General features: G+C 58.1%; 9 protein-coding genes. 6 read left to right on the plus strand and 3 right to left on the minus strand.

Going from position 1 to position 12236, the window contains the following annotated elements; all coding sequences use genetic code 11:
- The first annotated feature begins 59 nt into the window (after positions 1 to 59).
- Positions 60 to 758: a DsbA family oxidoreductase gene (locus tag FNT36_RS12065; RefSeq protein WP_144847909.1), complete on the plus strand. Its 699-nt coding sequence runs from the start codon at positions 60 to 62 to the stop codon at positions 756 to 758.
- 209 nt (positions 759 to 967) lie between these two features.
- Complete coding sequence (locus FNT36_RS12070) at positions 968 to 3523, plus strand: TonB-dependent receptor plug domain-containing protein (protein ID WP_233635866.1); 2556 nt, start codon at positions 968 to 970, stop codon at positions 3521 to 3523.
- 79 nt (positions 3524 to 3602) lie between these two features.
- Here FNT36_RS12070 and mfd read toward each other — a convergent pair whose 3' ends face one another.
- Positions 3603 to 7079: a transcription-repair coupling factor gene (mfd, locus tag FNT36_RS12075; RefSeq protein ID WP_144847913.1), complete on the minus strand. Its 3477-nt coding sequence runs from the start codon at positions 7077 to 7079 to the stop codon at positions 3603 to 3605.
- 384 nt (positions 7080 to 7463) lie between these two features.
- Between mfd and FNT36_RS12080 the strand changes: the two genes are divergently transcribed.
- Positions 7464 to 8204 (plus strand): metal-dependent hydrolase, encoded by a 741-nt coding sequence (locus tag FNT36_RS12080; protein ID WP_144847916.1) that lies wholly within the window; start codon positions 7464 to 7466, stop codon positions 8202 to 8204.
- Positions 8205 to 8435: 231 nt separating this feature from the next.
- On the plus strand, positions 8436 to 9536 hold the full coding sequence (locus tag FNT36_RS12085; RefSeq protein WP_144847918.1) for an NYN domain-containing protein: 1101 nt from the start codon (positions 8436 to 8438) through the stop codon (positions 9534 to 9536).
- Positions 9537 to 9612: 76 nt separating this feature from the next.
- Here the strand turns inward: FNT36_RS12085 and FNT36_RS12090 are convergent, their stop codons facing one another.
- Positions 9613 to 10092, minus strand: coding sequence for a PaaI family thioesterase (locus FNT36_RS12090; protein WP_144847920.1), 480 nt, complete (start codon positions 10090 to 10092; stop codon positions 9613 to 9615).
- Positions 10093 to 10224: 132 nt separating this feature from the next.
- On the opposite strand from FNT36_RS12090, the gene FNT36_RS12100 reads away from it, so the two are divergent.
- Complete coding sequence (locus FNT36_RS12100; RefSeq protein ID WP_144847922.1) at positions 10225 to 10713, plus strand: YajQ family cyclic di-GMP-binding protein; 489 nt, start codon at positions 10225 to 10227, stop codon at positions 10711 to 10713.
- A gap of 231 nt (positions 10714 to 10944) precedes the next feature.
- On the plus strand, positions 10945 to 11721 hold the full coding sequence (locus tag FNT36_RS12105; protein ID WP_144847924.1) for a TerC family protein: 777 nt from the start codon (positions 10945 to 10947) through the stop codon (positions 11719 to 11721).
- Between the two features lie 87 nt (positions 11722 to 11808).
- Here the strand turns inward: FNT36_RS12105 and FNT36_RS12110 are convergent, their stop codons facing one another.
- A complete protein-coding gene (locus FNT36_RS12110; protein WP_144847926.1) occupies positions 11809 to 12234 on the minus strand; it encodes a hypothetical protein in 426 nt (141 codons plus the stop codon).
- Positions 12235 to 12236 lie beyond the last annotated feature (2 nt).

Consider the following 12236-nt stretch of genomic DNA (forward strand, 5'->3'; position numbering starts at 1 on the left):
ACATTTCGCCGCCCCCGCGGCTTCGTGTTTTTTCAGTTATTTCCCCAGCTCCTACCCTTATGAAAGTTGAAATCTGGTCCGACGTGGTGTGCCCCTTCTGCTACGTGGGCAAGCGCAAGTTTGAGAATGCCCTAGGTCAGTTTGGCCACCAAGCCGATGTGCAGGTGGAGTGGAAGAGCTTCCAGCTCACGCCTGACTTTGTGCCCGTGCCCGGTGAAAGTATCCACGCCTCGCTGGCTAAGAAGAAAGGTGTGTCGGAAGCCGAAGGCCGCCGTATGGGTGACCAAATGACGTTGATTGCCAAAGAAGTAGGCCTGAATTACGACTTCGACAAGACCATTCCGGCCAATACCTTCCTGGCGCACCAGCTCATTCACTTTGCTGCCCACCAAGGCCAGCAAGGCGCCATGAAGGAGCGCCTCTTTGCAGCTTATTATCTCGAAGGCCAGGATATCAATACCATCGACAACTTGGTGAAGCTGGCCGCCGAAATCGGCCTCGATGCCGACGCCGCGCGCCAGGCCCTGGAGGCCGGTACCTACGCTAACGAGGTGCGCCGCGACGAGTACGAGGCCCAGCAAATAGGCGTGCGTGGCGTGCCGTTCTTCGTGTTTGATGACAAATACGCCGTGTCGGGCGCCCAGCCCAGCGAGGTATTTGCCGAAGTGCTGGCCAAGGTCTGGGACGAAGCCCACCCCAAAGCCCAACCCACCATGCTAGTCGATGGCCCCGCCTGCGGCCCCGACGGCTGCGACTAACGACCGCCCGCCGACCCGACTGGCTATAAAATTTGAGTTACGGCACCCTAGGTACCCTGTGTGGCTCGTTGCTATTCGCAGCGAGCCACTTTCAGTTAGGCCCGTGCCGGCAAGCGGGTTCTGCTTCATAGCTTCGCCACGCGAGCGAGTGTATGCTTGCTTTGGGTGGCGGGGCGTTTTCTACGTGGCTTCGCTTTTGGCTTTTAGTTATGATGAGGTTTTTCCCTACTATAAAAAAACGAGGTGCAGCCCGGGCGGCGCGCTGGCTGGCGCCGCTGCTGGCCCTAGGTGGCCTGGCGGCCTTCCGCCTACCCCTCGACGATAACCCCGTGCGAGTGCTGGCCGAGCGCGTGGCCACGTTCTATGCCACCGTTAAGCCCGAGAAGGTGTACCTGCACCTCGACCGCCCAGTGTACGGCACTGGCGAAACCATCTGGTTTAATGCCTACCTAGTAGATGCCCTGCGCCATCGGCCCGACTCGCTGAGTAAGATTTTGTATGTAGAGCTACTCTCGCCGCAGCGCCAGTTGGTGGCCCGCCGCACGCTGCGCGTGGCACCCGGCGGCCTCACCAATGGCGACATTGAGCTCGATGATACGCTGCGGGCTGGCACCTACTTGCTGCGGGCCTACACCAATTGGATGCGCAACCAGGGGCCGAATTTCTTTTATCAGCGCCAACTGCAAGTGTGGCCTGCCGCACCCAAAGACGTTGCCGGTGGGGGCGCAGCCCCGGCCGTTACTACCCGGCCCGCCGCTGCCCAAAAAACAGTAACTGGCAAGGTCGATGTGCAGTTCTTCCCCGAAGGTGGCAACCTAGTGGTGGGGCTGCCGGCGGTGGTGGGGTTTAAGGCGCAGGCGGCCACTGGGCGCGGCGCCACCATTAGTGGACAGCTGCTTGACACTCAAAATAAACCCGTGGGCGCGGCCTTCAAAAGCCAGCACCTAGGCATGGGCCGCTTCAGTTTTACACCCGCTGCCGGCCAGCGCTACCACGCCCGCGTGACCTTGGCCGATGGCACCACTGCCGACTACCCGTTGCCCGCCGTGCAGCCCAGCGGCTACTCTCTGCACGTGGTAGATAGCGGCGATGCCTTTGATGTAGAAGCGCGCTACCAGGGCACCACCCCGCCCGGCCCGGCGCTGCTGCTCACCGAGGTGCGCGGCTACATCATTGGGTTGGCCCCGCGCCCGCTTTCTTCCGACGGCAAGCCCGTGAGCTGGCACGTGCTGAAGTCGAAGTACCCGAGCGGTATTGCGCACTTCACCCTTTTCAATGCCCAAAGCCAGCCTCAGGCCGAGCGCCTGGCTTTTGTGCAGAATGGCCCGGCCGCGCTACGCATCACCCTCACGGCCGACAAAGCTGCCTACGGTATTCACGAGCGCGTACTCATGAAAGCCCAGGTGACCGACGCCAGCGGCCAGCCCGTAACCACGCGCTTTTCGGTGGCTGTGGCCGAGCAGGGCGCTGCCACCCTCGACCCCACCGCCGACAACATTGCCTCCAACTTGCTGCTGACCTCCGACCTGGCTGGCTACGTGGAGGCGCCTGGCTACTACTTCAATAACCCTACCTCCGAAACCGCCCGCGCCCTCGACGACCTGCTGCTTACCCAAGGCTGGCGCCGCTTTGTGTGGAAGGACCTGCTAGCTGGCCCTACGCCTGCGCCTCAGTATGAGAACGAGCAGGCGCTAGCTCTGCGCGGAGTGGTCACGGGCATGGGCCACAACCCCATTCCGAATAGCCAACTCACGTTTATTGAAAGCAAGCCAGTGCGGCAGGTCCTCACCGGCACCACCGATGCACAAGGCCGCTTTAGCTTCGTCGGCTTCGATGGCAAAGACACGGCCGTGGTGACACTGCAAGGGCGGCGCACTAGCGGCGGCACCAATGTTACCGTACGCCCCGACCTAGGGGCCCCCACCACGGGCATACCCCTGCCGGGCCTGCCCAATATTGCGACCCCCACGCCCGCCGTAGCCGACTACCTCAAGCGTAGCCGCCAGCAGCGCGTGACCGAGCTCCAAAACATGCCCGACGATGGCCTGCGCAATGTGCGCCTGGCCGACGTAGCCGTGACTGGCCAGCGCGAGCGCAGTGTAATTCCGGCCAACGATACCCGCCGCCTGATTCCGGGTGTGGTCGCCAACACAGTCATCAACTTTGCCGATATGCCGGCCGCGCAGTCGGGTATTCCGATTTTCTCGCTCTTGCAAGGCCGGGTGGCGGGCCTCACCATCAGTGGCAGCCCGCCCAACCAGAGCGTTCAGATTCGTAACTCGGGTACGCCCCTATTTATTCTGGATGGCCAGCGGGTAGAGGCTGATGTCATAAATACGATTAACTCGACCGATGTAGAGGCTGTAGAAGTGTTCAAGGGCAACGAAGCTGCCATCTTTGGCGGCAGTGGTGGGGCTATTGCCATCTACACCAAGCGCGCCAACAAGAACTATAAAGCTCCCACTGGGCCAGGTACTAACACCAATTCTGGGCTATTAGTCGTGAAACTACCAGGGTACTATGATGCCCGCGAGTTTTACCGCCCCCGCTACGGCGCGCCCGTGCTCAATGCCCCCGAGTCGGACCCCCGTCGCCTCACCATTTACTGGAACCCCAGCCTGCAAACGGATTCCAAAGGCGAGGCTGAATTTACCTTCTACACCGCCGATGGTAGCGGCAATTACCAAGCCACTGCCGAGGGGCTCACCCTCACCGGCGAGCCGGGTCGTGGCACCGGCACCATCTACGTAGCTCCTAAGCGGTAGGCTTACGGTTTTAAATAACAAAAGCCCTCCTCCGCACTGCGGAGGAGGGCTTTTGCTTGTAGGCAGTAGTGGGGGCAACCTAGGCGGCCACAGCCTCTTCGGCGCCCAGCTCTACTAACAGCTGCTGAGCCATTTGCACGCTCCGGATGCCGTCGATGCTCACCTGCAGCTTGTCTTTTTGCTCCTTCATGCGGGCCGTGCGCGGGTGGGTCTGCACGAAGTTGAGAATGCGCCCAAACTTCTCGCCCTGGAAGTAGGCCTCGGTGCCCGGGCCGGCTGGCAGGTAGGCGCGCAACGTATCGCGCTTCAGAGTCACTTTCTCCATGCCCAGCTTGCTGGCGAGCCAGCGCAGCTTTACCACATCTACCAGCACCTGCACCTGCTCGGGCAGCGGGCCAAAACGGTCGGTCATGCTGGCCACCAGCTTGGCCAACTCCTCAGGCTTCTGGGCGCGGTCGAGCTTGGCGTACAGCTGCAAGCGCTCCGACACGTTGTTCACGTACGTGTCCGGAATGAGCACCGGCAGGTCCGTCTCAATTTGCGTTTCCTTAGGCCCGCTATTGAGGGCGCCAGCGGCCACCTGAAGGCGCTGCTGGCTGGTGCCACCCATGCCCTCGCCCAAAAACAAGTCGCGGAACTCAGTTTCCTTCAATTCTTGCACGGCCTCGTCAAGCACTTGGTGATACGCCTCGTACCCTAGGTCGTTGATAAAGCCCGACTGCTCGCCGCCTAATAGGTTGCCCGCACCCCGGATGTCGAGGTCGCGCATGGCCACGTTGAAGCCGGCTCCTAGGTCCGAAAACTCCTCCAAGGTGTTGAGGCGCTTGCGAGCGTCGGCGGGCAGGTTGGCTACGGGCGGCGTTAGTAGGTAGCAATAGGCCTTGCGGTTCGAGCGGCCCACGCGGCCGCGCATTTGGTGCAAGTCGCTGAGGCCAGTAAGGTGCGCCCGGTTGATAATGATGGTGTTAGCATTCGGGATATCCAGCCCGCTTTCGATGATGTTCGTCGAAACCAGCACGTCATACTCGCCTTCCACAAACTTCATCATGCGTTTTTCCAGCTCTTCGCCTTCCATTTGGCCGTGGGCCACGGTTACGCGGGCATTGGGCACCAGCCGCACAATGGTGGCAGCCATCTCTACGATGTCGGAGATGCGATTATGCACGAAAAAGGCCTGCCCGCCGCGCTTCAGCTCCCGCGCAATGGCATCGCGCACAATGATTTCGTCAAACACGTGCAGCTCGGTCTGCACCGGCTGGCGGTTGGGCGGCGGTGTGGCAATCACGCTCAGGTCGCGGGCGCCCATCAGGGAGAAGTGCAGCGTGCGCGGTATCGGAGTAGCCGACAGCGTAAGCGTATCTACGTTCACCTTGATTTCTTTGAGCTTGTCCTTGGTTTTCACACCGAACTTCTGCTCTTCGTCAATAATCAAGAGCCCTAGGTCCTTGAATTGCAACTTCTTGTTGGTAAGCGCGTGCGTGCCGATGAGAATATCAGTTTTGCCCGCCGACACGCGTTCCATCGTCTCCTTTACCTGCTTGGCCGTTTTGAAGCGGTTGATGTACTCCACCGTCACCGGCAAGTTGGCCAGGCGGTCGCGGAAGGTTTTGTAGTGCTGCATCGCCAGAATGGTTGTGGGCACTAGCACTGCCACCTGCTTGCCGCCCGCCGCCGCCTTAAACGCCGCCCGAATAGCTACTTCCGTCTTGCCAAAGCCCACGTCGCCGCACACCAGCCGGTCCATGGGGTGGGGCTGCTGCATGTCCTGCTTCACGTCTTCGGTAGCTTTGGCTTGGTCGGGTGTGTCTTCGTAAATGAAGCTCGACTCCAACTCGGCCTGCAAGAAATCGTCTTTCGGAAATGCGAAGCCCGGCGCACTCTTGCGCTTGGCATACAGCCGGATAAGGTCGGCCGCAATGTCCTTGACCTTCTTCTTAACCGACTTTTTCTTGTTTTCCCACTCCGGCGAGCCCAGCTTGCTCATGGTAGGTGGAGAGCCTTCCGCGCCGCTGTACTTCGCAATCTTATGCAGCGCGTGAATGCTCACCGTCAGCACGTCGTCGTCGCGGTACACCAGCCGGATGGCCTCTTGCACATGACCGCCAATCTCAATCTGCGTCAGCCCCGCAAAGCGCGCAATGCCGTAGTCCTGGTGCGTCACGTAGTCGCCGGGCTGCAAGGTCTTAAGCTCGCGCAAGGTCAGCGCCTTCTTCTTCGAGAATTTACGCGTTTCCTGTGCCCGGTAGTAGCGTTCAAACAGCTGGTGGTCAGTGTACACGGCCAGACCCAGCTGCTCATCCACGTAGCCTTCGCGCAAGGCAATCAGCAAGTGCTGAAACTGCACGTTGGGGTCTAGCTCGTCAAAAATGGTGCGCAGCCGGTCGGCCTGCCGCACTGAATCAGCCGCGATAACGGTAGTGTAATCGCGGACTTTATTTTCCCGAATATTCTTCAGCAGCCGCTCAAAATCCTTGTTGAAGCTCGGCTGCGGCTTAGCTGTAAACTGGAATTCCTGAGCGTTTTTGAAGTAAAACCGCTTGCCAAATTCCACAATAGCATACTCGTCAAGGCACTTCTTCAGGCTTTTGCCCGCCTCAAATAAGTCGCTGGGCTTCGAGACAATCTGCATGCCGCCTGCCTCTTCCAGCAAGCGCTTGAAGTTGCTCTCGGCTTTGTCGAAAAGCTCAGTCACAATGTCCAACGTCTGACGCATGTCCTTCACCCACAAGCAGCTCGTGCGAGGCAAAAACTCCAAAAATGACTCGCGCCGTTCTTGCAAGAGCTTCGTCTGCACGTTCGGAATAATGCTCACGCTCGTGCGCGGCTCCACCGATAGCTGCGTCTCAGGGTTAAATGTGCGGATGCTCTCAATCTCGTCGCCAAACAGTTCTAGGCGATAAGGCAAATCATTGGCATAGCTAAACACATCCACAATGCCCCCGCGCACTGCGTACTGCCCCGCCTCATACACAAAATCCGACTTCTCGAAGTCGTACTGCCCCAGTAGCTCACCTAAGAAATTCACGTCCAGCTTGTCGCCCACCTTAGCCGTGAACGTATTCTGCACCAAGCTTTGGCGATTAATTACTTTCTCGCTCAGCGCCTCGGGATAGGTCACGATGAGCGGTGCGGTACCTAGGGCCGCCACACTGGCCTGCCGGCTGGCATTGAGCTGGTTGAGCACTTCAGCCCGCATCAGCACGTTGGCATTTTCCGTCTCATCAAACTCATACGGACGCTTGTACGAGCTCGGGAACAGCAACGCCTCGGGCCCATCGGGCAGCAAGTGGCGCAGGTCGGCCATAAAGAGCGCCGCCTCGTCCTTGTCGTGCAAGATGAACACGTTGGGGTGGGCGTGGTGGGCCGCAGCGGCTACCACTACCGCGTCTTGCGAACCGACCAAGCCGCGCAAGTGCAGGCGTAGCTCGCTGCCCCGGGCCGCGTCGTCGGCCGGGCGGGTGGCATCGGCGGGCTTGTAGGCGGCCAGCAAGCGAGCGCTGAGGGTTTGTAATTCAGCGTCGAGGCGATATAAGCGAAGAAAATCAGCTACTTGCACAGGATAGGGCTATCAAACAACTAAAAACGGCTAGCCCGGCTGGGGGCTATTCCGGCCGGGCAACTGCGAGAATACTGCTACGGCAGCCCGAAGGTTTCTGCCGTACCTTAGACCAAAATTATTAGTAATGGCTACCTTTTCTAACCGCAATTCGCCCAAAGTAGTGTCCTAATCTTTCGGTGAAATGCCCAAAATGCGCTTAAAATCACAATCTCTTAGCAAACGAGTAGGCTAACTAAGCTGCCGCAGTAAGGACGTAGAAAGCAGAAGTTAAACTATCGCTACGAGTAGCAAACGCTAAGCGGGTTAACCGCCTCATAAGCTAGGCATCTCGGCTCATAAAGAGTCTCTTATATAAATTATAAATCGTATAAAATTAATTAGTTGCGCGGTTCTGCTCACTTGGCCATTGGCCTTATTACGGGCGTGGCCATTGCGGGCCTCGTGCCCGGCATTCCCTTCTCGCTGCCCGGTATCGCCCTAGCAGGCTTCTCGGCTCTCGCCCCCGACCTCGACCATCCTGAAAGCCGCCTGAGCAAGCGCCTAGGCTTCACGCAGGGCTACGTACGCTGGGCTTTTGGTGGTGTAGCGCTGGCCCTGGCCGCCTACGCCTACTTCCAACTGCGGCCTGGCCCCGACCAGCGCCTGAGCTACACCGCCGCGCTGGCCTTTGGGCTGATAGGCGTGGCTTTGCAAGGCGGCTCAGCCCGGCGCCTAGCCTTGCTATTCACAGGACTGGGCACCGTCTTGATAGGACTATATACACAATTTTTATGGCTAAGCCTGCTCGGTACTTTTATCGCGCTGGCGCCATTCACTTCCCACCGTTCTTGGACACATACAATTTGGGCCGCCGCCCTTTGGACCTATATCGGTGACTTAGCCAACCGTAGCCTAGGGTGGCATGGGATAGCTTATTTTGCGGGTGGTGGATATGTGTCTCATTTATTGGCTGATACGCTCACAAAATCTGGCGTGCGCTGGCTGCTGCCGCTTACCGACTTCAGTTTTAAAATTCCGCTGCTGAGCACCGGGTCCAAATCTGGCAATGTTATGGAAGCCGCTATTTGCCTAGGGTATGGGCTGTTGGTACTGGGCTTAGTAGTCGGTCACCTAGGGTTTTAAGCCCGAAGAGTTGCGGTTATCGGGGCAAACTATTAGTTTCGCGTTGGAACGAGTGGCCGGCTGGAGCGAAAGTAATCTAACGTGAACTATACAGTGCGGTCTTTTTTTGACTGTAGGCTAGTCCTTATTATCTGATTTATAGTTAGTTGCTTGCGCTGTTTCGAAGCTGTCAACCAATCTATCCGCTCTACATAAATAACTCTCTACCCCCCACTTAATACCCCAATTTTTATGAACCAGATGAACAGTCCCCTCATCCGGGTCGGCGTTTTTTACGACGGCAATTATTTTCTTAAGATTAGCGATTATTATTACTTTCAGCACGAGCGTAAGGCCCGCATTAGCCTCGAAGGCCTGCACGAATTTATCCGCCACCAAGTAGCTGAGGAGGAAGATGTTGATGTGCGCTTGGCGCAAGTAACCACTGCTCATTTCTTCCGGGGACGCCTTTCGGCTACTGAAGCCCGCGACAAGGACCGTTTGTTCCATGACCGCCTGCTCGACGATATTTTGATGAACCTAGGGGTGTGCACGCATTACATGCCCCTCAAAACCCGCGACGGTCGGCTTCAGGAAAAAGGTATCGACGTGTGGCTGAGCCTCGAAGCCCTCGAGATGGCGCTGCACAAGACCCTTGATGTAGTAGTGCTTATCGCCGGCGACTCGGACTACGTGCCTCTCATTCGCAAGCTCAACACCGTGGGTACCCGCGTGATGCTGCTGAACTGGGATTTCAAATACGAAGATTTCAAAGGCGAAACCCGCGTAACGCGTGCCTCGCAGCACCTGCTGGAGCAAGCTACCTACCCAGTGGCCATGCACGCCGTCATCGACCGCGGCTTGCAAGAGCAAGACGAGGTAGTGGAGAACATGTTTGTGACGCAGAGCGAGCCCGCTGCCTTTGCGCCCTCCACGGCTGGCTTTAGCTACAACGGTGCCCCGACGCCGGCCCCTGCGGCTGCCCCCGGCACCAGCGCTGCCCCTGCGGCCGCTACCCCCTCTACTGCACCGCGCGTCATTCGCACCAGCGGCCCTACTGCAGCTGGCCCAGTAGGCACTGTAGGCATCAGCACCATCAAGAATTTGAAGAACGGCTTTGGCTTCGTGGTAATGCCGCCCAATAACCTGTTCTTCTCCTACGCTGACCTTTCGGAAGGCGATTTCAACGACCTGCGCGAAGGCGACTGGGTGGAGTTTACGGTGGGCCGCAACCACCGCGACGAAGACTGCGCTCGCAACGTGCGCAAAGTAGCCGCTCCTAACCTGACTGGCGACGAAGATGCTGACTATGAGCCTGCTTCTGTAGGCCAGGCCCTCAGCGCCACCCTCTAGCGCAGGCTACTTCTTGCAAGCTACACAAAGGCCCGGGGCGCAAGCCTCGGGCCTTTGTATTGGCAGCAGGCAGGCCCTAGGGCAGCATAGAACCTAGCTCGCCGAGGCGTTTGCCGGCCGGGTAGCGGTTGAAGGTACCTAGGCCCTGGGCTACGGCTGTTTCGCCCGGCTTACCGGCTGCCTGGCGGTAGATGGTGCCGCTGCACACCACAAGCGACTTGCCCGCGTGGTCGACTTGGGCGGTGGCGCGCAGTTCGTCGCCGAGGCGCACGGGATGCAAGAAGTTGATTTTGAACTCGACCGTCGATACAAGTTCGCCTGTGGTGAAGGCCAGCGTGAGGGCTGCGGCGCCGAGCACGGCATCCATGAGGCCAGCCAGCACGCCGCCGTGTGCCACCCCCGGCGATGAAAGGTGCTCGGGTTGAATGACCATGCGGTATTCGGCCTGGCCGGGTGCTGGTACGCTCAGTATCATGCCGTTGGCTTGACCATAGGCATTGATGCGGTTGTAGCCCGCTACCAGGGCGGGCCATTCGGGGAAAGGTTGAATCGACATCGGAACGCAAACTAACGTAAAAAGCCTATCGGCCGGAAACTAGCAGGTATGCCGGACCAGGCTAAACCCACTTACCTTTACCCAAAATTCATGTAGCTGCTCAGGTGGCTGCGTGCTTCTTCAGTTATCGTCATGCCTTCCTTCGACATCGTCAGCAAAGTAGACCCCCAAACGCTGGAAAACGCCGTGAACACGGCCAAGAAAGAGCTAGCCACCCGCTACGACCTCCGCGACACCAAAGGGGGCATGGAGCTAGACAAAAAAGGCAACACCATTTTGCTCAGCTCCGAAAATTCGATGCGCATTAAGGCGTTGGAAGACATCTTGTTGGCCCGCGTAGTGAAGCAAGGCATTGATGGCACCGCGCTCGACTTTACGGCCGAGGAGCAGCCCAGCGGTAACCTAGTAAAGAAAACGATAAAAGTGCGCGCTGGAGTAGACAAAGAAGCGGGCCGCAAAATCATCAAGACGATTAAGGACAGCAAGATTAAGGTCGAAGCCCAAATGCAGGACGACCAGATTCGGGTGACCAGCAAGAAAATAGACGACTTACAAGCTGTTATTGCCTTGCTGCGCCGCACGGATAATGGCCAGCCACTGCAGTTTGTCAACATGAAATAGACCGCAGATTTAATGGGTTTGGCGGATTGCGCAGATATGCCCCGGGGCGCGGGACTGACTACGCGAGCGTTAGCCGTTTTTGCAAGTATTGCTAGCTGGTTGCGAAGCGCAAGCAGCTAAGTGCTTGTTTAATATATATTTTCATTTATTCACCAACGTGGCGTAGCGTGTTAGCCAGCCCGCGCAGCGGGCGTATCTGCGCAATCCGTTAAATCCGCTAAATCTGCGATAATGTACGATTTTTCCGCTTTCACCCACGCCGCAGCTTGGGTTAGCTTGCTGACCCTCACGCTGATGGAAATCGTGCTGGGGATTGACAACATCATCTTTATTTCCATTACGGTCAACCGCCTGCCCGAAGACCAGCAAACGCGGGGGCGCACCATCGGCTTGCTACTGGCACTGCTGTTTCGCATTGGCCTGCTGCTGAGTATTTCTTGGATAGTGGGGCTGCGCTCGGCGCTGTTTACCCTGCCGCTGCCGTGGCTCGACGAGCCCTTCCCAGTGAGCGGGCGCGACCTGATTTTGCTAACGGGCGGCTTGTTTTTGATGTACAAGAGCACCACCGAGATTCATACCAAGCTGCAAGGTGAGGAAGAAGATGAAAATGCGGCCGGCAAAGGCAAGGCCACACTGCCCCAAATAATTTTGCAAATCATCATCATCGATATCGTGTTTAGCTTCGACTCTATCCTCACAGCCGTGGGTTTGGTCGACAACGTGCTGGTGATGATAGCCGCCGTTATCTGCGCCATGGGTGTGATGCTGGCCTTCAGCGGGGTGGTAGCCAACTTCGTAAATAAAAACCCCACTATCAAGATGTTGGCGCTTTCGTTCCTCATCATGATTGGCTTTATGCTAGTAATGGAGGCCGCCCATAAGGAGATTGAAAAAGGCTACCTCTACTTCGCAATGGCCTTCTCCCTGATAGTGGAGCTGCTGAACATGCGCCTGCGCAAGAAGTCGAAGGCTGTTCCGGTGCAGCTGCGCGATTCGCGCTACGACTAGGCCCCTAGGTAGTAAGCGTAAGAACCAAAACCCCACTGAGCTATATTGCTCGGTGGGGTTTTTTGCGTTCCTAGGTAGGAGTGTATACTATTTATTGGGGCCAGCGGGTAGCTCAGCTAGGCTACTCAGCACTCGCTGCTGCGCTAGGTCGAGCAGGCGGCGGTTCAGCTCGTTGCGGTGTTGGCGGTAGAAGGCCAGCTCCTCCTGAGTGAAAAGGCCGCTAACGAGGCCCGTAAGGGTAGCGCGCAGGCGCACGTTGCGCGTGAGCAGTTCGGTGAGGGCGAGGCGCAGGGTGGCCTCGGGGGCACCTAGGGGCAGGCGGTAATCGAGAGCCACATCCGTCACGGTGGCCAGCAGCACTGAGTGCTGTAGCTTGAGCAGCGGGCGCAGCACTTGATGCTGAAAATCGGCGACGGTAGTAGGCGTAGGAATGGCGGGTGGCTGGCCATCTACGTGAGGGCGCAGAGCGAGCAGCGCGGCATCGGGGCGGGGGAGGGGCGCGGAAGGAGACATAG

The organism is Hymenobacter setariae, from assembly GCF_007713685.1.
GTDB lineage: Bacteria > Bacteroidota > Bacteroidia > Cytophagales > Hymenobacteraceae > Hymenobacter > Hymenobacter setariae.